The organism is Diaminobutyricibacter sp. McL0608 (assembly GCF_039613825.1).
GTDB lineage: Bacteria > Actinomycetota > Actinomycetes > Actinomycetales > Microbacteriaceae > Diaminobutyricibacter.
The window spans coordinates 2,170,209-2,190,109 of the sequence record NZ_CP154826.1; the positions used below are offsets into that span (position 1 = coordinate 2,170,209).

The following is a 19,901-nucleotide window of genomic DNA, read 5'->3' on the forward strand; positions in this document are numbered from 1 at the left end:
AGCGTTGAAGGATGTCGTGCATCCGTTTCAACACCCCGGCCCAGCGGCAGGCCATGCGCGAGCAGGCGCCCGTCATGCTCACGCCGGAGGAGGCCGCCGCCCTGCACCCGTCTCCGCCGGTCACCGAGAGCAAGATCCGCCGGCTGCGGCTGCTCGCCTCTCACGAGAACCCGAAGATCCGCGAATCGGTTGCGAGCAGCTACAACACGCCCGACGATGTGTTCCTGGCGCTGGCGACCGACCCCGACGAGGGCGTCAGGTCGTGCCTGGCCCGCAACGAAGCGACGCCCTGCGACGTGCTCCGGATACTCGCCGCCGACCGCTCGGAGACCGTCCGAGGGTGGGTGGCCGTGAATTATTTCGTCCCTGAGGACGTGATGGAGCGTCTCGCCAGCGACACGAGCCGGACGGTGCGCAGTCTCGTGAAGTGGAAGTCGCAGCTGGCCGACGCCGGATGAGCGGCCAGGTTCCCGCGAGCGTGCGGGTGGACAGCTGGGTCTGGGCGGTGCGCCTCACGAAGACGCGGTCGCTGGCCGCAGCCGCCTGTCGTGGCGGGCATGTGAAGGTCAACGGCGACAAGGCGAAACCGGCGCAGGCGGTGCGGATCGGCGACGAGGTGCGCTTCCGGGACGCGGACGTGGAGCGCATCGTGACGGTGCGCAGGCTGATCGTCAAGCGGGTCGGGGCGTCGGTCGCCGCCGAATGCTTCGACGACCTCACGCCGAAGCCGGTCGCACCCGTGGAGGTGCCCGCAGCGGTGATCCGTGAGCGGGGCGCCGGGCGCCCGACCAAGCGCGATCGACGCGTTCTCGATCGCCTGCGGGGTCACGGAGCGTGACAGAGGCGCGTGTGCGGGTCGGAATCTCCGGCTGGACGTACGCCCCGTGGCGGTCGATGTTCTATCCGCAGGGTCTCCCCCACAAGAACGAACTGCGCTACGCCGCCGAACGGCTGGACTCGATCGAGCTCAACGGCAGCTTCTACGCACTGCAGCGGCCGTCGAGCTACCGGCACTGGGCCGAGGAGACCCCAGCCGACTTCGTGTTCTCGATCAAGGGCGGCCGCTATGTCACGCACATCCGGCGTCTGCAGAACCCGACGGAAGCGCTCAGCAGCTTCTTCGCATCCGGACTGCTCACCCTCGGCGACAAGCTCGGACCGCTACTGTGGCAGCTTCCGCCGAACCTCCGCTTCGACAGCGACCTGGTCGACACCTTCTTCTCCACCCTGCCGCGCACGACCTTCGAGGCCGCGGCTCTCGGGCGCAACTCGACCCTCGACGAGAGCCGCACCTGGACGGCGGTCACGGTGGATCGCCCGCTCCGGCACGCGATCGAGGTGCGGCACGACAGCTTCGTCGACGACGCCTTCATCGGGCTGGCGCGGACTCACGGCATTGCGATCGTCGTGGCAGACACCGCCGGACGCTGGCCGCTCCTCCGCGAGGTGACGGCCGACTTCCTGTACCTCCGACTGCACGGAGACGAGGAGCTGTACGCGAGCGGCTACACACCGGAGTCCCTCGAGACCTGGGCGCGCGACGTCCGGGGCTGGGTCGCGGGCGACGCGTGCCCGGACGGCGTCGGACGCGATGTGTACGTCTACTTCGACAACGACACGAAGGTCAGGGCCCCGTACGACGCCATGAGCCTGCGCGAGCTGCTGCGCGGCTGAAGACGCTAGTCCTGGAGCACCGAGAGCACGTTGCCCGCCGGATCGCGGAACCAGGCGATATCCGGTCCCTGGCCGACGGACTTCCCGCGAGCGATGCCCTTCTCATCCGTGGGAAACGAGGCGTCGTCGTAGATTTTCGTCACGACACCGCGCGAGTTCAGCTCGTCGACAGCCGCGTCGATATCGTCGACCACGAAGTTGAGGATGGTGAAGCCCGCCGGCTGGTGGTCGGGCTTCGGGTAGATGAAGACGGTTGCGCCGCCCGGGAGGGTCAGGTCGATGTTGCCCATCGCCCCGTCCTTGGCGTCGAGTCCCAGGGTCTCGGCGTAGAAGGCTTTCGCCGCTGCGATGTCATCGACGCTGAAACCGCTGAAGCCGTGGACCGGTGCAAACATGGTGTTCTCCTTCGCCGGCGGTCTCGTAACCGCCTGCCCATCACGCTACCCCCGTAGGTGCGGGGTGCGGAGGGCTCAGACGAAGCGGATGCCCTCTTGCAGCCGCGTGCGCAGGTCGAAGACGCGGTCGACGCTCTGCCGCTCCGCACCGGATTCTCCATTCCGCAGCACCTGCGGGAGGAGGGAGCGCCGGATGAGCAGCGAACCGGCGAGGCGCCCGCGCTGGATGCGATCGTACGGGACGGCGAGCGCGTCGTCGGGAACCACGATGATCAGCCCGGTGAACCGGACACCGACGTAGCGCGAGAAGGTCTTGGCGTCGCGGTGGAGGTCGTGGAACGGCTCTTCGTCGTCGGCGATGCCGGCACCGACGATGTCACCCTTGGAGAGCTTCACCTCGGAGCCCCAGTCCTCGCTGCGCACGGCGAAGAGGCCGGCGGGCCCGAGAACGACATGGTCGAGTTTCGAGCTCGACTTCGGATGGACGGCGACGTCGTTCCAGATGGTGAAGCCGATGCCGAGGCCGGAGACCGCCGTGGCCGTCGCTTCTTCTGCCAGCGCTGTGGCCAGCAGGCCTCGGATCTCGCGCGGCGCCGACCGCACGAGTGCGGGATCGTACGGGTCCGCGAGTTCCCGGCCGCGGCCGACCCACTCGCGCATGAGGCGGAGGTAGTGCTCTCGTGCCTGGCCGCCGGGGTGGCCGTAGGTGCGCGCACGAACGGCCGTGCCGTGTGACGTGGGAGCCGCGAAGGTCGCGCTGAAGCCGTGCCCGGCCGCGCCTCCCGAGGTCGCCGCCGCCGTATCCGCGATACTCTCCCCGCGGTCGAAGGCGGCCCGGTCCGCCGGGTCTCCGACGAGTTCCCAGGCCCGCTGCACCTCGGTGAAGCGCACGGCGCTTCCTCCGGTGTCCGGATGCGTCTCCCGCAGCAGGCGCCGATAGGCGCGGCGCAGCTCGTCGTGGCTCACCGTCGCGCTCACGCCGAGCACCTCGTAGGGTGTCGGCGACGCGGGGCTCTCGCTCATGCTGCGTGCGGGTCCTTCTCGCTCGTGGGCGGCCGTTCGGCCGCACCATGACGATATCGAATGGCGGCTCGAAGTCCGCTCACAACTGGCTGTGACCGATTTCTATTGCGGCCAGAAAGTGACCGCAATGCTTCCTAGGCTGGAACCAGAGAGTACGACGGATCGCAAGAAGGTCTGCGATCCCCAACGAGAGAAGGAATGTCATGAACTGGAAGATCGAGCTCATCTTCGTCCCCGTCACCGACGTCGACCGCGCGAAGTCGTTCTACGTCGACCAGGTGGGTTTCAACGCCGATTTCGACCAGACGGTGAGCGACGAGATCCGTTTCGTCCAGCTCACTCCCCCGGGCAGCGCCTGCTCGATCGCCTTCGGCCGCGGCCTCAGCGACATGGAGCCCGGTTCGCAGCGAGGCATCCAGGTGGTCATCCCGAACGCCGAGGAAGCCCGTGCTCACCTCGTCGCGAACGGCGTGGACGCGAGTGACGTCGATCCGCAGCCATGGGGCCGTTTCGTCACGTTCTCCGACCCGGACGGCAACCGCTGGACCCTGCAGGAACTTGTTCCGCAGTCTTGACAGCACGGCGCTGGGCGGTATATTTGCCATATCAGTTATAGAACCGATTGGTTATAGATATGGCGACAGACCAGCTCAGCGCCGTCTTCGCGGCGCTGGCCGACCCGACCCGGCGCGAGATCCTCCTCCGGCTGATGGACAGTGACGCCAACGTCTCCGAGCTCGCCGAGCCCTTCGCCGTGAGCCAGCCCGCCATCTCCAAGCACCTCAAAGTGCTCGAGGGTGCCGGGCTCGTCTCGCGCACCCGGGTCGCCACCTCCCGCTTCAGCCACCTCGAAGCGGAGCCGCTGAGGGAGGCGACCATGTGGATGGAGCGCTACAAGCACTTCTGGAACACCGGCTTCGACAAGCTCGACGCGGCCCTTGCGGCGTACCAGGCACGAGAGAAGGCTGTCCAAGGCGACAGCACCGACGAACCGGAGGACGAAGACCGATGACCGACAGCAGACCGAGCGACGTCGCCGACACCGACGTCTACATCACGCGGGCGTTCGATGCACCCCGCGAACTCGTCTTCCGCTTCTTCACGCAGGCGGAGCACCTGGCGACCTGGTTCGGTCCGGCAGGCTTCTCGGTTCCGCTCGACACCGTCGTGGTCGAGCCGTTCGTCGGCGGCCGCTGGGAACTCGCGATGGTTGACGATACGCATGGCGGCTCCTACCCGATGCGCGGCACGATCGTCGAGTTCGTGGAGCCCGAGCTGATAGTGATCGAAGCATCCGCCGAGACCGGAATGGGCGACCTCGATGCAGTGATTCTGCGCATCCAGTTCCACGACCATGGCGACCGAACGCGGATCACCCTCCACCAGGGCCCGTTCGACCCCGAAGCCCGGCACGCCACAGAGGCGGGCTGGCTCCAATCCTTCGACAAGATCGACAGCATCATCGCCGCAGGAGCGGCGCCGGAGACAGGAGAGACCCGATGACCGAACAGACAGCCCTGCGCACCGAGACCGTCACCTCCGCGGACGGCACCCCGATCGCGTTCGAACGCGTCGGGACCGGGCCGGCCGTCGTGCTCGTCGACGGTGCGCTCTGCCACCGGGCGTTCGGTCCGTCGCGGCCGCTCGCCGCTGCGCTCCGTGCACACTTCACCGTCTTCACATACGACCGGCGCGGCCGTGGTGAGAGCGGCAACACCCTGCCATACAGCCCCCGGCGCGAGATCGAGGATCTGCGGGCCGTCATAGCGGCCGCCGGCGACGATGCGTACGTCTACGGCATCTCGTCCGGTGCGGGCATCGCCCTCGAAGCTGCAGCGGCCGGCGTGCGGATGCGCAAGCTGGCGACCTACGAGGCACCCTACGTCGCTGCGCGGTGGAAGGATCCGACGGTCGACCACCTCGCGCACATGGAGGCACTCGTCGCGGCAGACAAACGTGGCGCCGCGGTGAGCTACTTCCTCGTGCCGATGGTCGGCGCACCGGCATTCGTCCCGGTGATGATGCGGGCGATGCCGAAGGTCTGGAACCAGATGAAAGCGGTGGCGCCGACACTGCCATACGACCTGCAGGTCATGGGATCGTTCACGGCGCCCGTCGAGCGGTTCGCCGCGATCACGGTCCCGACACTGGTGATGGTGGGCGGCAAAGCCGCCCAGCCGATGCGTGACGCGCAGGATGCTGTTGCGGCGGCCATCCCGGGCTCGCAGTTCGCTGTGCTCGACGGACAGACGCACCAGGTTTCGGAGAAGGCGATCGCGCCACAGCTCGAGTCCTTCTTCACTGAGTAGACCGTTCTACCGAGCGAGCGCCGCGAACCAGATCAGCAGAAGGGTGACGACGAAGCCGCAGGCGTAGTTGATCCAGAGGAAGCGTCTCCACCCGCCGTTCGCGCGCTCGGAATCGGCATCTGTCACGGACCAGTATGGGACGGCGGCGAGGATGTACGGAACGGCGAGCACCGCTGCGAGCGGCCCCGGCCAGGCTGTCGCCAGCATCGTGAGCCCGGAAACAGTCCACACGGCGATGGCGAAACGCACCGTGCGGTGGGCGCCCAGCGCGGTGGCGACGGAGGCGAGGCCGCCCGCGCGGTCGGGCACGACATCCTGAACCGCGCCGAAGGCGTGACTGCCGACCCCCCAGAGGAAGAAGGCCAGCAGCACCGCCCACAACTGCGGGGTGAACGCGGCGCCGCCCAGCACCAGACCGTACAGGGCCGGACTCACGAAGTGCGTGCTCGATGTCGCCGAATCGAGAAACGGCACCTCCTTGAAACGCAGACAGGGGATCGAGTACGCCAGAAGCGCGAAGATGCTGACGGCGAGGACGAGCCACGACAGCGGAGAACCGACGACAAGTAACCAGATGAGGAACGGTGCGTTGCTCACCACGGCCGCGATCAGCACCCGGTGGTGGAGGCGGCGATCGAGCACGGCGCCCTCCACCCCGCCTTTGCGAGGATTGCGATGATCGGACTCGAAATCGAACACGTCGTTGATCCCATAGAGCGCGAGGTTGTACGGGATCAGGAAATAGAGAGTGCCCACCACGAACGTGACGTCTGCGGTTCCCGTCGTCAGCAGATAGGCGGCCGCGAACGGGAACGCAGTGTTGATCCAGCTGAGGGGGCGCGAGGCCAGCAGCAGCTGGCGCGCGACGTGCGGGACTGCCGTGTCGGTCATCCGTCACCCCGACCGCGGAACAGCACCCACAGCGCCGGAAGAAGAATGACGGCCGCCACCGGGTAGGCGAGATCCCAGGCCGGCATGAGGCCGATGGTCGGCCCCGAGATGTCAGGACCCGCGTAGCGCATGAGGCCCGCCGCGATCATGAGGTTGTCGAAGACGATGGTCAGGATGATGAGGAGAGCACCGGCGATCGCGACCGGTGCACGCCAGCGCCTGACGAGTGCGCGACGATCGCCCGCACGGACGAGAGCGCCGGCGAGCACGATGAGCGCTATCACGAGGAAGCCGGCGGCGAGCAGGGCGTAGGTCATCGCCGTCTCCTCGTGTCGAGCATCCGGCGCGTGCCCATCACCAGGATCATCGTGAGATAGCAGAGGAAGGCAAGGAAGAAGAGCTCTTCGATCGGGAACTCGGGCGCCACGAGCACACCCGTGCTGATCGGAGACGCCCCTCGCTCGAAGATGCCGAGTGCGATGCCCGCCAGGTCCCAGACGACGAAGAACAGCAGCCCGATCAGGGCCACCACGGCAGCGCGCCGCCCGTCCCGCCAGAAGAACAGCCGGAACCGGCGGTCCAGCAGCGACATGCAGCCCAGGCCGCCGATCAGGATGACGAGATAGAGGATGCTCACAGCGGCTCCGCGAGCGGTCCTGCCGACCGGTCGCCGCGCAGTCGCTTGACGACGAGCTCGGCGCTGATCAGGCACATCGGCAGCCCGATTCCCGGGACGGTGCTCCCGCCCGCGTAATAGAGGCCGCTGACGCGCGACGATACGTTCCGACCGCGGAAGAAGGCACTCTGCCGCAGCGTGTGGGCGGGTCCGAGGGCACCGCCCTTCCAGGAGTTGAGGTCGCGTTCGAAATCGGCCGGGCCGATGGTGCGGCGCACGACGACGCGCTCCCGCAGGTCGGGGATGCCCGCCCAGCGCGCGACCTGGTCGATCGCGGCGTCGGCGATCGCCTCCACCTGTGGCGACCCGCGGCCGTCGAGTCCGCCGAAACCGATACGGGGGTCGGCGGGCACGGGCACCAGTACGAACAGGTTCTCGGCGCCGTCCGGTGCGACCCCTGTGTCGGTCGCGCTGGGGCGGCAGACATAGAGCGACGCCGGGTCGGGCACTGAGGACGGGTCGCCGAAGATCCGTTCGAAACCTCCCCGCCAGTCAGCCGTGAAGAAGAGACTGTGGTGGGTGAGGGAAGGAAGCTCGCCCGTCACGCCGAGCAGAACGAGCACAGCCCCGGGACCCGAGTCCCGCGCATCCCACCAGCGCTCCGGATACGTGCGGTGCTCGGGAGGGAGCAGCCGTGTCTCGGTGTGGTGCAGGTCGGCCGTCGAGACGACGATGTCGGCCGCGATGCGTCGCGAGCCGTCCGCACCGGCGACATCCACTCCGACGATCCGGGGACGATCGTCACCGACGGTGAGAACGGCGGAAGCGATCGCCGTCGCGCGTGCACCGGTCACGATCTCCGCGCCTTCGCCATGCGCAAGCGACTCCACGCGCTCGATCAGGGCGGCGAACCCGCCGCGTGGATACAGCACGCCGTCCTCGAGGTCGAGATGACTCATCAGGTGGTACAGGCTCGGCGCAGCGAACGGCGAGGTGCCGAGGAACACGGCAGGGTAGCCGAGCACCTGCTGCAGCCTGCGGTCGCTGACGAACCGACGGATGAACGCATCCAGCGGCTGGAGCAGAAGACGGACGAGCCTCGGGGAACGGGCGAGGACGTCGCGCGTGAGCAGCGGCCGGAACGACGCGAACGTCGTGTACAGGAAACGGTCGACGGCCATCCGGTAGGTCTCCCGCGCGCTCCGAAGGTAGCGGTCCAGAGCGGCGCCCGCCCCGCGCTCGATACGCTCGAACGCTGCGATGTTCGCGGCACGATCGGCCGCGATGTCGAGGGGTTCGCCGTCACCTTCGAAGTAGACGCGGTAACCGGGCTCGAGGCGCACGAGGTCGAGTTGTTCGCCGGCGGTCGTGCCGAGCAGGCGGAAGAAATGGTCGAAGACCTCCGGCATCAGGTACCAGGACGGTCCCGTATCGAAGCGGAATCCGTCACGCTCCCAGGACCCCGCGCGGCCGCCGACGTCGCTCTGTGCCTCGACGACGGTGACGCGGTAGCCCTCGCGGCCGAGGAGCGCTGCTGTCGCGAGACCCGCGATCCCCGCACCGATCACGACGACGCGCTCGCCCTCCCGGCTGCGATCGCCGACCGTCACCGGACTCCCCCGCCCCACCCTGCGGTGGCGCGGACGAGGATGGCCAGCTTCGTGCGCGTGGGCACGCTCACGCGGGTCACGGTGAGCGACCGCGCGGGCGTCGCGCGAAGCCGGTCGCTGAGTTCCGCGAAGAGCCCGTATGCCGCCACGATCGCGCGACGGCGGTTCTCCGGCAGCTCGGGGATCGCCTCGGCCGCGGCGCCGAGATCCGCATCGATGTCGGCGACGACGTCGAGCTTCTGGCGATCCGTCAGCCGTGAGGGATCGATGCCGGGAAAGTAGTTGCGCCCGAGCTGGGCCCAGTCCACGGCGAGGTCACGGAGGAAGTTGATCTTCTGGAACGCTGCCCCCAGTCGGCGTGCGCCGGACTCGAGACGGAGGCGGCGTGAGGTGTCCACAGCCTCGTCGGCCAGGAATGCGCGAAGACACATCAACCCGATGACCTCGGCCGACCCGTAGATGTAGGCCGCGAGTTCGTCGGCAGTGAAGTCCACCGGGCTGAGGTCGCGCCGCATCGACCGGAAGAACGGCGCAGTAAGGTCGGGCCCGATTCCGATCTGCCGCGCCGTCGTCGCGAACGCATGGACGACCAGGTTGGTGCTGTACCCGGTTCGCATCGCCCGTTCGGTCTCCGCCTCCAGGGCATCGAGGAGCTCGCGCTGCCCCGCCAGATCGAGCCCGGCCTGCCCCGCTGCGCCATCGACGATCTCGTCGGCGATCCTCACGAGGGCGTAGATGTCCTCGACCTGGGGCCGCACGGCGGGCGCGAGCAGCCGGGTGGCCATCCCGAACGACGTCGAGTATTCGTGGATGACCTGCGCTGAACTCGCGTGGGCTGCGCGTCGGTACAGCGCAAGGTCGGTCGGCCGGTCGACAGGGGTGCGCGCGACCACCGCGTCCTCGCGGGTCATGCGATCCTCCCGACGCAGGCGTCCGCGAATGGTTCGAGCCGGACCGCCAGCCCTGCCGGAACGGCGGGCACGTCGAGCGCCGCGAGCGCCTCGCGTGCGTAGGTCGCCACCAGTGACTCGACGAAGGCGCGAGCACCGCAGCGTTCCAGCGCTGCCCGCAGGATGTCGACCTCGTCACCGCTGAGGTCGGGTCGCCCGAGCAGCCGGTCGATCTGTGGCCAGTCGTCGGACCCGCGGGCGTAGCTGATTATCGGGGTTCTCTTGCCTCCGCGCAGGTCGCCCGAGACGCTCTTGCCTGTGATGGCTTCGTCTCCGAAGGTGCCGAGGAGGTCGTCGCCCAGCTGGAACGCGATGCCGAGCCTCCTGCCGTATTCCCCCAGCGCGTCGATGCAGGCCCGGTCGGCTCCGGCGAGGAGGGCTCCCGCGACGAGCGGCGCCTCGAAGGAGTACGCCGCCGTCTTGCGTTCCGCCATCGCGATCACATCGGTCAGCAGCGCGTCGCTCATTCCGATGCCGTACGACACGTCGGCGAGTTCACCCGCCGCAGTGACGAAAACGCTGCGGTCGAGCAGGTCGAGCAGTGCGGTACGGGTGGAGCTGTCGATGTCGAGCCGGGCGACCAGAGACTGCGAATAGTGGATGAGCAGATCGCCGGCGAGGATGGCCCCGGTTCTGGCCCACTGCTCGGCCTTCGTGTCTCCGATCGCACGGCGACGCGCATCCGCACCGAATTCTCCCGCGAGGTTCGGAACGCCGCGCCGGACCTCGTCACCGTCGATGATGTCGTCGTGTAGGAGGAAGGCCGTGTGCAGCAGTTCGAAGGCGACGGCCAGGTCGACGGCGGCCTCGGCATCCACTCCGTCGAGACCCCGGTGCGCGACGAGGACGAGCGCCGGGCGTGTGCGTTTGCCTCCCCCGCTCGCGCGGGAAGCCGCCCACCACAGTTGCTCGTACTCGGTCCCGTAGACCGACGCCTCTGCGACGCGGTCCGCGAAGAATTCAGCCAGGCGCCGCTCCACATCGTCCATGAGATCGAGACGGTCTGCGGGCGACGTCAATTGGGTCTGCATCGTCGCCACTCTCCTTTAGCTAGCCAAGTTAGTAAATAACTTAGCACGCTTCTTGCCGGTGGAATAGGATGTTTCCATGCCATCGGGACGAGAGGACGCGCGGAGGATCTCGGGGTCGCTCCTCGACCCGCGCGTGATCGATCCGCGGCAGGAACTGGTTACCCACGACGACCTCGACGAGACGGAACTCGAGCAGGTCGTCGACGTTCTCACCGCCATCCGCGACTGGCGAGAAGCCGAGCAGCGCCTCAACTTCGAGTCCCGCACGCACATGAAGCTCAACGAGACCGACATGAAAGCCCTGCGCTACATCATCGCGTCCATGAACCAGGGCGTCGATGTCACCGCTGGGGCGCTCGCCGAGCATCTGCACGTCTCGACTGCATCCACCACCAAACTCCTCGACCGGCTGGAGCGCGCCGGCCACATCGAGCGGCACGCCCACCCCACGGACCGGCGGGTGATCACGATCGCGATCACAGCCGACACCCACGAAGAGGTCCGCCGCACCGTCGGTCGACAGCACGCGCGACGGTTCGAGGTCGCGAAGAGCCTGACGCCCTCCGAACGCGAGGTGGTCATCCGCTTCCTCACCGACCTCAGTGCGATTGGCGCACCCTCCGCAGACGACTGAGCGTCATCCGCTGCTGCGTCTCTGCGCACAAAAGAGTGGCGCAAGGGGATTGACAATCCGGGCTGACCCTGCACCCCCGCAGAAATGCATGTAGTGCGATGCGGTGTTGTAGTTTCTCAACATGGGCAAGCTCATTTACGGCACGACGACGGAGATCGGATTCGAAGACCGGGTCCTGGCGCACCTGCAGATCGTCATCGGCTTGAAGCTTCGGCGCAAAGAGGGATTCTTCTTCTCCTGGCGCGACGAACAGAGTGTCGGCGACGGGCGCAGCGCGATCTGGATCGACCCCGCGATCCCCCTGCTTTTCAGGTACAACGGCGGCCGCCAGCCCAAGATCAACAAGGAATGGCTGGAAGCCCTCACCCTCTCGTCGAACAGCGCGCAGGGCCTCCAGCTCACTGAGGAGATCGGTGCGCTCGGACGCGACGAAGCCAGCGCGGAGATCACCCAGCAGCGGCGATAGCGTCATTCGGGGTGGGCAGTCGGTTGTTCTTCCGCCCCGACACGCCTAGCGTGGGCTGTGGTGCCGGACAGCGGCGCCGGAAGCAGCAGGAAGCGAGGCTGAAGCTCATGCCGGCCACAGACTCCGGAACCCCCGGTTCCGCCACCCCGCAGGATGCGACGCCCACGACGGCGCCCGCCGGTGGAGCCGCCGACGCCGAAGATGCGGAAGACGACCGTCCGGGCGACATCCCGTTCGACCAGGCCGCGGCGGAACACGAGAACCCCGACCTCGCCTGACCTCGCGCCCAGCCGCGGGGACCACACACCTCAGGCGAGATACTCGCGCAGTTCGGGGCAGCGCAGCCGTTCGAGGCTCCGAGTCTCGAGTTGGCGCACCCGCTCCCGGGTGATTCCGTAGAGTTCGCCGACCTCGTCGAGCGTCAGAGGCTTGTGTCCGTCCAACCCGAAACGGAGCCGGACGACCCGTGCATCCCGCGGAGGGAGCGTGCTCAAGCGTTTCTCGAGGTCGTCGTGCCTGAATGACAGTTCCACGGCTTCGGGGGGACCCGGAAAGTCGTCGTCTTCGATGAGGTCCCCGAGTTCTGCTCCGTCGTTCTCGCCGACGGGCACTGCCAGCGAGACGGTCTCCGAATTGCTCCGCTCGAGCTTGCGCACCTGGTCAGGATGAAGGTTCGAGGCCTCGGACAGTTCGGCGAGCGTCGGCGTCCTGCCGAGCTCGCCGCCCAGATCACGACGGATGCGGTCGAGCTTGTCGATCTTCTCCACCGTGTGCACGGGGATCCGGATCATCCGCGCCGTGTCGGCGATGCCACGGAGGATCGACTGACGGATCCACCAGGTCGCATACGTCGAGAACTTGTTCCCCGTGCGATGGTCGAACTTCTCGACAGCGCGTACCAGTCCGAGGTTGCCCTCCTGGATGAGGTCCATGACCGGCAGCCCGCGTCCGGCATAGCGCTTGGCGATGCTCACGACCAGGCGCAGGTTCGATTCGATGAAACGGTCGAAGGCTTTCCGCCCGTCTTCGGCGAGCCAGATGAGCTCACGCCGCTGGGCGGGAGTCAGCCCCGGCCGCGTGAGCAGGCGCTCATCGGCGAGCACACCGACCTCGATGCGCTTGGCGAGGGAGACTTCCTCCTCGGCCGTCAGCAAGCGCGTGCGGCCGATGGAATTGAGATAGTCGCGAACCGGATCAGTCGTTACTTCGAGGGCAGTCATGGCGATCTCCGTCGTCTTCTTTTGTAGTGGCCGGCTACGATCGGGCATCCAGCCACGCCAAGGCTAAACATGGGCGAGATACCCCCGAAAGGGGTTGACATCGCGTTCGCCCTTCGGCTATAACCGCGCACCACCGACGGCTCGAAGTGTCAACCCCTGACGGTGAGAGACCCGCGATCGTACGGTCGTGACGTGACTACTGACGCGACGAAGCTCACGACGATCAACACCCTGATTCCGGCACGCCTGGACCGATTGCCCTGGTCCCGATTCCACTGGCTCGTTGTGATCGGACTGGGGACCGTCTGGATCCTCGACGGACTGGAGGTCACGATCGTCGGCGCGGTCGGCAGCAGGCTCACCGAGCCCTCCAGCGGGCTCGGACTGACGACCGCTCAGGTGGGGCTCGCGGCTGCGATCTACGTGGCCGGCGCATGTACCGGCTCGCTCGTGTTCGGCTATCTCACCGACAGGTTCGGCCGGAAACGGTTGTTCATCATCACGCTCGGCCTGTACCTGCTCGCAACGGTCGCGACGGCCTTCTCGTTCACGCCGATCGTCTTCTTCATCTGCCGGTTCTTCACCGGCGCCGGCATCGGAGGCGAGTACGCCGCCATCAACTCGGCGATCGATGAGCTGATCCCCGCCCGACGTCGCGGCGTGGTGGATCTGGCCATCAACGGCTCGTACTGGCTGGGGACGGCGTTCGGTGCCGTGCTGACGGTGTTCCTCCTGGATACGAGCATCTTCCCGCCGGAACTCGGCTGGCGCCTCGCGTTCGGGCTGGGTGCGGTGCTGGGGCTTGTCGTCCTGCTGGTTCGCCGCAACGTGCCGGAGTCGCCGCGCTGGATGTTCATCCACGGTCGCGACCAGGAAGCGGAGAAGCTCGTCGGCGAGATCGAGCACGACATCGAAGCCGAGACGGACGAGGCGCTTCCCGACGTGCCTCAGGACAAGGCGCTCGAGATCCATCAGCGCAGGTCGACCGGATTCGGCGAGATCGCACGTGTCGGATTCACCCAGTACCCCAAGCGTGTCGTGCTCGGCCTGTCGCTGTTCATCGGTCAGGCCTTCCTCTACAACGCGGTCTTCTTCACCTACGCGCTCGTGCTCACGAAGCTGCTCCACGTTCCGGCCGACGTCGCACCGTGGTCACTGGTGCCGATCGCCATCGGCAACCTGCTCGGCCCGGTCACCCTCGGCCATCTCTTCGATTCGGTGGGCCGCCGGGTGATGATCTCGACCTCGTACATCGGCTCGGGCATCCTGCTGGTCGGGACAGCGATGCTGTTCTCGGCCGGAGCGCTCGACGCGTTCTGGCTCACGGTCTGCTGGATGGTCGTCTTCTTCTTCGCATCCGCCGGGGCGAGTGCGGCCTACCTCACGGTGAGCGAGATCTTCCCGATGGAGACGAGGGCGATGGCGATCGCATTCTTCTTCGCGATCGGCACTGGAATCGGCGGCATCATCGGCCCGATCCTCTTCGGACAGCTCATCAGCGGTGGAATCCAGGCCGTCGCGATCGGCTACTACATCGGCGCCGGTCTGATGATCGCAGCGGGCCTCGTCGAGGTCTTCCTCGGCGTCGATGCCGAACGCAAGTCGCTCGAGGACGTCGCTGAGCCACTGTCGGAATCCGACACTGACACGTGACCGGACGGCGCGACCTCAGCCGATGAGCTCCAGCAAAGCAGGCTCCGGTGTGCGCCCCCGCGAGACGTCGATCACTTCGCCGGAGCGGTAGCGGTCGAAGACCCGCGGATCGATGTAGCTGTTGCGGGCGATCGTCGGTGTGTTGCCGAGAGCCGCGGCGGTCTCGGAGACGGCTGACGTCATCCGCTTCCTCCGCTGCGAATCCGTACCGGCCGTGCCGAGATGCGCCAGTGATTCGGCCGCGACGATCGTGCCGTGCAGGGTGCGGAAGTCCTTGGCGGTGAACTCTCCCCCGGTCGCCCCCTGAATGTACTCGTTCAGCGACGCCGGCCGGATGTTGTGCCACTGCGTGTCGCGCCACGACAGCAGCCGCGACCGTGGGCCGCGCTCGTCCGCGATCTCGCCGAGCAGCAGCGCGACGTCGGCATCCGTGATGGTGGACGTCCATTTCTGCGCGCTCTTCGCAGGGAAGGTCAGCGTGACCTCGTCGCCGTCGATCCGCACATGCCGACAGAGAAGTGTCGTCAGGCCGCGGCTGCCGTTCGCATGCAGGTACTCCTCGCTTCCGATCCGAAGGGAGCCGAGATCGATGATCCGGAAGGCGGCGGCGAGGATGCGGTCGCGCCCCAGCCCATCGCTCCGGAGGTCCCTGGTCACGCGGCTGCGCGCCGCAGGGAGGGTGCCGGCGAGCTGGAGCGCCCGGTCGAACTTGATGCGATCCTGGTGAACCCTCCACGACTCGTGGTACAGGTACTGGCGCCGGCCGGCCTGATCCGTGCCCACGGCCTGGATGTGCCCGTTCGCCTGCGCGCAGATCCAGACGTCCGTCCAGGCGGGCGGGATGACGAGAGACCGGATGCGCTCCAGCTCGCGTTCGTCGACGAGCGGGTTGCCCGCCTCATCGACGTAGCGGGGGCCTTTCCGCGAGTCGACACGGCGATACCCGGGTCCAGCCGGGTCGCTGTGCCGGAGTCGCGTCACGCGGGCTTGCGCTTCTTCGCTGGCGCAGCCTTCGCCGGCTTCTTGGATGCGCGGCTGCGCTCCACACTGCGCTGCAAGGCCTCCATGAGGTCGATGACCTCGCCGCCGCCCGTCTGCTTCTCCGCCTCCTCGCCGAACGTCTCGGCCGTGTCGACGGTGTCACCGCGCTCGAGCTTCGCGTCGATCAGCTTCCGGAGCTCCTCCTGGTACTCGTCCGCATACTTCTCGGGCGCGAAGTCGCCCGCGAAGCTCTCCATGAGCGCGTTCGACAGGTCGAGTTCCCGTTCGGTCAGGCGCGTGCGCTCCTCGAGTGCCGGGAAGCTCGCTTCGCGCACTTCGTCGTCCCAGAGCAGCGCCTGCAGCATGAGCACGTCGCCGTGGACCCGGAGGGCTCCCAGGCGGGTCTTCTGCCGGAGCGCGAAGAGCACGATCGCCGTGCGGTCCGCATCCTCGAGGGTGCGGCGCAGCAGTGTGTACGCCTTGACCGATTTCGAGTCCGGTTCGAGGTAGTAGCTGCGGTCGAACATGATCGGGTCGATCTGGTCGCTCGGCACGAACTCGACGACGTCGATCTCGCGGCTGCGCTCAGCGGGCAGGGACGAAAGGTCCTCATCCGTCAGGATGATGGTCTTGTCTCCCGCCTCGTACGCCTTCGCGATGTGCTCGTAGGGGATGATCTTGCCGTCGATCTCGCAGCGGCGCTGATAGCGGATGCGCCCCCCATCGGCGTCGTGCACCTGGTGCAGCTGCACGTCGTGGTCCTCTGTCGCGCTGTACACCTTGACCGGTACGTTCACGAGTCCGAAGGTGATGGCGCCCGTCCAAATGGCCCTCATGGCAACTATTCCATCACTGATCGGCCCTATTTCAACCTTTACTTGACGTTTTGGCCCGGCGTAGCGTGGTGGCGCACAGCGATCCCGACGGACGGACGAGGGCTGAATGGCGAACAACGACACCGAGATCGTGGACATCGACGGTCACCGGCTGAAGCTCACGAACCTCGACAAGGTCATGTATCCGGCCACGGGAACGACCAAAGCCGAGGTCATCCACTACTACGCCACGGTCGCGGATGTGATGCTCCCGCACACCCGCGGGCGCCCGGCGACCCGCAAGCGCTGGGTACACGGCGTCGGCACCGAGGACGAACCAGGCGAGGTGTTCTTCCAGAAGAACCTCGACTCGTCGGCGCCTGACTGGCTGCACCGCGGCACGATCAGCCACAAGACCAGCACGAATACGTATCCGCTCGTCGACGACCAGGCGACCCTCGTCTGGCTCGCCCAGATCGCCTCGCTGGAGATCCACGTTCCGCAGTGGCGCTTCGGGCGGAACGGGCAGCCCAAGAACCCCGACCGACTGGTGCTGGACCTCGACCCGGGTGACGGCGTCACGCTTGCGGAATGCGCGGAGGTCGCCCGGTTCGCCCGCGACATCCTGACCGACATGGGGCTCGAGCCGTTCCCGGTGACGAGCGGCAGCAAAGGAATCCACCTGTACGCGGCTCTCGACGGAAGCCAGAACTCGGATGCGGTCTCCGGCGTCGCGCATGAACTCGCGCGTGCTCTCGAAGCCGACCATCCTGACCTCGTCGTCAGCGACATGAAACGGGCGATCCGGGCAGGCAAGGTCTTCGTCGACTGGAGCCAGAACAACGCCGCCAAGACGACCATCGCGCCATACTCGCTGCGTGGGCGCCTGCATCCGACGGTCGCGGCTCCGCGCACCTGGAAGGAGCTCGCCTCCAAGGATCTCGCGCACCTCGACTTCGAGGAGGTGCTGCGGCGGGTTAAGAAGCGGGGCGACCCGCTCGCCGAGCTGTCGGCGGCCGAACTCGACGATCCCCACGCGGCGGCCGCGGACCGCCTCACGACATACCGGAGCAAACGCGACGCTTCGAAGACTCCGGAGCCGGTACCCGACGAGATCCCGCATTCGACGACCGGACGCACCTTCGTCATCCAGGAGCACCATGCCCGGCGTCTGCACTGGGACTTCCGGCTCGAGCACGACGGAGTACTGGTCAGCTGGGCGCTGCCCAAAGGCGTGCCGACCGATACCGGGACCAACCATCTCGCCGTGCACGTCGAAGACCATCCCCTGGAATACGGCGCCTTCGAGGGAGACATTCCTCACGGGGAATACGGCGCGGGCCACGTCGACATCTGGGATGCGGGCGACTACGACGTGGAGAAGTGGCGGGACGGCAAAGAGGTCATCGTCACGCTGCACGGGTCTCATGGCGGCGGCCTGGAGGGGGACAAGCGGTTCGCCCTCATCCACACGGGCGGCGAAGGCAAGGCCGACCAGAACTGGCTCATCCACCTGATGAAGCCGGCCGACGAGAAGGATGCACAGCCGAAGGGCTCACGAGCGAAGTCGGCGGCGTCGGCGACGAAGCGGGATTCCACCCCGCCGGCGCCGCGAGCCACCCCATCGACGATCGCTCCCATGCTCGCGACCCTCGGCAGCGCCGCGGAGATCTTCGACGAAACGGACTGGGCCTTCGAAATGAAGTGGGACGGCATCCGCGCGATCGCGACCGTCTCCGACGGGCGGCTGGCGCTGACCAGCCGCAACGGTATCGACCAGACGGTCAGCTACCCGGAACTCCAGGCGCTCGTCGACCTGGTCGGCGACCACGAGGCGATACTCGACGGGGAAGTCGTCACCCTCGATCATCGCGGACGACCCGATTTCGGGCTGCTGCAGACGCGCATGAAGCTCACCCGTCCGCACGAAGTGGAGGCGGCGGCCAAGCGAGCGCCCGCCCATTTCATGCTCTTCGATCTGCTCGAACTCGATGGGACGAAACTGGTCACGGAGCCCTACGACGACCGGCGCGACGCGCTGCAGAAGCTGGTGCGCCCATCCAAAGGCAGCAGCATCCAGGTGCCGCCCGCCTTTGCCGGCGACCTGGCGCACGCGGTCGCCAGCAGCAAGGAACTCGGCCTCGAGGGCGTGATGGCGAAGGAGCGCGACGGCACGTACACGCCTGGCCGCCGCGCGCGCACCTGGATCAAGATCAAGAACCATCGCGACCTCGAGATCGTGATCGCCGGCTGGCGACCGGGCAACGGACGTCGTTCGAACACCATCGGATCGTTGCTGCTCGGGTTCCCCGACGGGGATGGCCTCCGCTACGTCGGTCGCGTCGGCACCGGTTTCACGGATGCGGAACTCGACGACCTGCTGAAGCTGCTGCGGCCGCGCGAACGCAAGACTCCCCCGGTGAGCGATGTGCCGTCGCTGGATGCGCGTGATGCGCACTGGGTGCGGGCCGACCTCGTCGGTGAGGTCGAGTTCGCGGAGTGGACGCCGACGCGTCGGCTGCGCCAGCCGTCGTGGCGCGGGTTGCGATCCGACAAGGCGGTCGCGGACATCAACACTGCTGAGGCGTAGCCGTCGCCTCCTTCGTGCCGGATTTGATTCTCTCCTTCTGCCTGTGCTTGCATGTTATTTGACCGAGGCATAAATGCCCGATCGTGACATCGAGGAAAGAGAATTTGTGAAGACACTTGCCAAGACCGGAGCCACCGTTGGCCTCATCACCGCGCTCGTTCTTGGAGGGGGAACGATTGCGAACGCGACCACCGCATATCCGGAGGGCGGAACCTGGAACTACGGCGTCCGCTGGTTAGGCGGCAGCAACGATCAGGTGTACTCGGAGTACCAGCACAAGTCACGGAAGCACAAGGCGACTGCTTGCGCAACAGCGGGATGCGCTTACGGAGACTGGGTTAAAGCTGGCGTTGAGGCGAAAAAGTCCAGGCCCGCAGGCAGCTTTGGCAACACAGCGTTCTACAACGTGGGCTGAGCTATTGGTCATGCGCATCGTTCGCGCGTCCGTCATTGCTTTGATCGCCGTTCTTGCGTCGGGGTGCGCGACACACGCTTCCGGGGCCCGAGCGAAGCCTCCCAGCTTCGCCGGGCCCTGGGCTGGTGAGTTTGCGGACCATTACAAGGAAGCCGAGTCCGACTTCGTTCGCGAGGTGCTGAAGGACGGAAAGATCACCGACCAGGAACATCGAGAAATGACCGACAGGTTCCGAAAATGCCTCGCGTCGGCCGGCGTGACATTCACTGATTTCAACCCGGATGGGTCGATGGAGACCACGTTTGCGCCCTCCTTGGGGCCAGACAGAGCCAACGAGGCCGAGGTTCGATGTTCCAGGGAAGCTGGCGAGAACCTGATTTCGTCGCTCTACTTCTGGATCAAGAGCAATCCAGACAACCTGGACGAGCCCACAATCATGGCGTCGTGTCTGGTGAGAAAGGGCGTCGTTCCACCGGTCTATTCGCCGGAAGACTTTCGTCGCGACAGCGACACCGGCTCGTACCCATACGTTGACAAGCAGAGCGGCGACGAGGCGTACACGGCGTGCGCTTCGGATCCCCTGGGGCTGATATTCGGTACGCAGGCCGATCGATGAGAGTGATAGTCA

The 19,901-nt window shown here is 66.8% G+C and carries 25 protein-coding genes; 14 read left to right on the forward strand and 11 right to left on the reverse strand.

Annotated elements, in window-relative coordinates:
- Positions 1-11: 11 nt before the first annotated feature.
- From AAYO93_RS10255 to AAYO93_RS10265, 3 genes are read left to right on the forward strand one after another with little or no spacing between them, the layout of a single operon-like run.
- Complete coding sequence (locus AAYO93_RS10255; RefSeq protein WP_345761084.1) at positions 12-458, forward strand: hypothetical protein; 447 nt, start codon at positions 12-14, stop codon at positions 456-458.
- Complete coding sequence (locus AAYO93_RS10260; RefSeq protein WP_345764860.1) at positions 455-838, forward strand: RNA-binding S4 domain-containing protein; 384 nt, start codon at positions 455-457, stop codon at positions 836-838. The genes AAYO93_RS10255 and AAYO93_RS10260 overlap by 4 nt, the downstream gene beginning before the upstream one ends.
- A gap of 56 nt (positions 839-894) precedes the next feature.
- A complete protein-coding gene (locus tag AAYO93_RS10265; protein WP_345764861.1) occupies positions 895-1,674 on the forward strand; it encodes a DUF72 domain-containing protein in 780 nt (259 codons plus the stop codon).
- Between the two features lie 5 nt (positions 1,675-1,679).
- Here AAYO93_RS10265 and AAYO93_RS10270 read toward each other — a convergent pair whose 3' ends face one another.
- Complete coding sequence (locus AAYO93_RS10270; protein WP_345761085.1) at positions 1,680-2,069, reverse strand: VOC family protein; 390 nt, start codon at positions 2,067-2,069, stop codon at positions 1,680-1,682.
- Between the two features lie 75 nt (positions 2,070-2,144).
- Positions 2,145-3,092: a J domain-containing protein gene (locus tag AAYO93_RS10275; protein WP_345761086.1), complete on the reverse strand. Its 948-nt coding sequence runs from the start codon at positions 3,090-3,092 to the stop codon at positions 2,145-2,147.
- A 203-nt stretch (positions 3,093-3,295) separates the two neighbouring features.
- Between AAYO93_RS10275 and AAYO93_RS10280 the strand changes: the two genes are divergently transcribed.
- The 4 genes from AAYO93_RS10280 to AAYO93_RS10295 are packed head-to-tail and all read left to right on the forward strand — an operon-like array spanning position 3,296 to position 5,401.
- Positions 3,296-3,667 carry a glyoxalase superfamily protein gene (locus AAYO93_RS10280; RefSeq protein ID WP_345761087.1) on the forward strand — a complete coding sequence of 124 codons (372 nt, stop codon included), beginning with the start codon at positions 3,296-3,298 and terminating at the stop codon, positions 3,665-3,667.
- Positions 3,668-3,726: 59 nt separating this feature from the next.
- Positions 3,727-4,104 (forward strand): ArsR/SmtB family transcription factor, encoded by a 378-nt coding sequence (locus tag AAYO93_RS10285; RefSeq protein ID WP_345761088.1) that lies wholly within the window; start codon positions 3,727-3,729, stop codon positions 4,102-4,104.
- Positions 4,101-4,595: an SRPBCC family protein gene (locus AAYO93_RS10290; protein ID WP_345761089.1), complete on the forward strand. Its 495-nt coding sequence runs from the start codon at positions 4,101-4,103 to the stop codon at positions 4,593-4,595. Before AAYO93_RS10285 ends, AAYO93_RS10290 begins: the two co-directional genes overlap by 4 nt.
- Positions 4,592-5,401 (forward strand): alpha/beta fold hydrolase, encoded by an 810-nt coding sequence (locus tag AAYO93_RS10295; protein WP_345761090.1) that lies wholly within the window; start codon positions 4,592-4,594, stop codon positions 5,399-5,401. The genes AAYO93_RS10290 and AAYO93_RS10295 overlap by 4 nt, the downstream gene beginning before the upstream one ends.
- Positions 5,402-5,407: 6 nt before the next feature.
- On the opposite strand, the gene AAYO93_RS10300 is transcribed toward AAYO93_RS10295, so the two are convergent.
- From AAYO93_RS10300 to AAYO93_RS10325, 6 genes are read right to left on the reverse strand one after another with little or no spacing between them, the layout of a single operon-like run.
- On the reverse strand, positions 5,408-6,292 hold the full coding sequence (locus AAYO93_RS10300; protein WP_345761091.1) for a prenyltransferase: 885 nt from the start codon (positions 6,290-6,292) through the stop codon (positions 5,408-5,410).
- Entirely contained in the window at positions 6,289-6,609 is a 321-nt protein-coding gene (locus AAYO93_RS10305; protein ID WP_345761092.1) for a lycopene cyclase domain-containing protein, read from the reverse strand. The genes AAYO93_RS10300 and AAYO93_RS10305 overlap by 4 nt, the downstream gene beginning before the upstream one ends.
- Complete coding sequence (locus tag AAYO93_RS10310) at positions 6,606-6,929, reverse strand: lycopene cyclase domain-containing protein (protein WP_345761093.1); 324 nt, start codon at positions 6,927-6,929, stop codon at positions 6,606-6,608. The genes AAYO93_RS10305 and AAYO93_RS10310 overlap by 4 nt, the downstream gene beginning before the upstream one ends.
- On the reverse strand, positions 6,926-8,518 hold the full coding sequence (crtI, locus tag AAYO93_RS10315; protein WP_345761094.1) for a phytoene desaturase family protein: 1,593 nt from the start codon (positions 8,516-8,518) through the stop codon (positions 6,926-6,928). The genes AAYO93_RS10310 and crtI overlap by 4 nt, the downstream gene beginning before the upstream one ends.
- The gene (locus AAYO93_RS10320; RefSeq protein ID WP_345761095.1) at positions 8,515-9,429 is read right to left on the reverse strand and encodes a phytoene/squalene synthase family protein; all 915 of its coding nucleotides are present in this window, start codon (positions 9,427-9,429) and stop codon (positions 8,515-8,517) included. Before AAYO93_RS10320 ends, crtI begins: the two co-directional genes overlap by 4 nt.
- The gene (locus tag AAYO93_RS10325; protein ID WP_345761096.1) at positions 9,426-10,499 is read right to left on the reverse strand and encodes a polyprenyl synthetase family protein; all 1,074 of its coding nucleotides are present in this window, start codon (positions 10,497-10,499) and stop codon (positions 9,426-9,428) included. Before AAYO93_RS10325 ends, AAYO93_RS10320 begins: the two co-directional genes overlap by 4 nt.
- Before the next feature lie 76 nt (positions 10,500-10,575).
- Here AAYO93_RS10325 and AAYO93_RS10330 point away from each other — a divergent pair, with 76 nt between their 5' ends.
- The 3 genes from AAYO93_RS10330 to AAYO93_RS10340 all read left to right on the forward strand — a co-directional run bounded on the left by AAYO93_RS10330 (position 10,576) and on the right by AAYO93_RS10340 (position 11,877).
- Positions 10,576-11,133: a MarR family winged helix-turn-helix transcriptional regulator gene (locus tag AAYO93_RS10330; protein WP_345761097.1), complete on the forward strand. Its 558-nt coding sequence runs from the start codon at positions 10,576-10,578 to the stop codon at positions 11,131-11,133.
- Positions 11,134-11,254: 121 nt separating this feature from the next.
- Complete coding sequence (locus AAYO93_RS10335; RefSeq protein ID WP_345761098.1) at positions 11,255-11,599, forward strand: ATP-dependent DNA ligase; 345 nt, start codon at positions 11,255-11,257, stop codon at positions 11,597-11,599.
- A gap of 107 nt (positions 11,600-11,706) precedes the next feature.
- A complete protein-coding gene (locus AAYO93_RS10340; RefSeq protein ID WP_345761099.1) occupies positions 11,707-11,877 on the forward strand; it encodes a hypothetical protein in 171 nt (56 codons plus the stop codon).
- A 30-nt stretch (positions 11,878-11,907) separates the two neighbouring features.
- On the opposite strand, the gene AAYO93_RS10345 is transcribed toward AAYO93_RS10340, so the two are convergent.
- Positions 11,908-12,819, reverse strand: coding sequence for a sigma-70 family RNA polymerase sigma factor (locus AAYO93_RS10345; RefSeq protein ID WP_345761100.1), 912 nt, complete (start codon positions 12,817-12,819; stop codon positions 11,908-11,910).
- Positions 12,820-13,065: 246 nt separating this feature from the next.
- On the opposite strand from AAYO93_RS10345, the gene AAYO93_RS10350 reads away from it, so the two are divergent.
- A complete protein-coding gene (locus AAYO93_RS10350) occupies positions 13,066-14,472 on the forward strand; it encodes an MFS transporter (RefSeq protein WP_345764862.1) in 1,407 nt (468 codons plus the stop codon).
- Between the two features lie 15 nt (positions 14,473-14,487).
- On the opposite strand, the gene AAYO93_RS10355 is transcribed toward AAYO93_RS10350, so the two are convergent.
- Both AAYO93_RS10355 and AAYO93_RS10360 read right to left on the reverse strand, forming a co-directional pair.
- Positions 14,488-15,453 (reverse strand): DNA topoisomerase IB, encoded by a 966-nt coding sequence (locus AAYO93_RS10355; RefSeq protein ID WP_345761101.1) that lies wholly within the window; start codon positions 15,451-15,453, stop codon positions 14,488-14,490.
- A complete protein-coding gene (locus AAYO93_RS10360) occupies positions 15,450-16,289 on the reverse strand; it encodes a Ku protein (protein WP_345761102.1) in 840 nt (279 codons plus the stop codon). The genes AAYO93_RS10355 and AAYO93_RS10360 overlap by 4 nt, the downstream gene beginning before the upstream one ends.
- 106 nt (positions 16,290-16,395) lie before the next feature.
- Here AAYO93_RS10360 and AAYO93_RS10365 point away from each other — a divergent pair, with 106 nt between their 5' ends.
- The 3 genes from AAYO93_RS10365 (at position 16,396) to AAYO93_RS10375 (ending at position 19,889) form a co-directional block, all read left to right on the forward strand.
- Positions 16,396-18,858: an ATP-dependent DNA ligase gene (locus AAYO93_RS10365; protein ID WP_345761103.1), complete on the forward strand. Its 2,463-nt coding sequence runs from the start codon at positions 16,396-16,398 to the stop codon at positions 18,856-18,858.
- 73 nt (positions 18,859-18,931) lie between these two features.
- Entirely contained in the window at positions 18,932-19,273 is a 342-nt protein-coding gene (locus AAYO93_RS10370) for a lactococcin 972 family bacteriocin (RefSeq protein WP_345761104.1), read from the forward strand.
- Positions 19,274-19,283: 10 nt separating this feature from the next.
- Positions 19,284-19,889, forward strand: coding sequence for a hypothetical protein (locus AAYO93_RS10375; protein WP_345761105.1), 606 nt, complete (start codon positions 19,284-19,286; stop codon positions 19,887-19,889).
- Positions 19,890-19,901 lie beyond the last annotated feature (12 nt).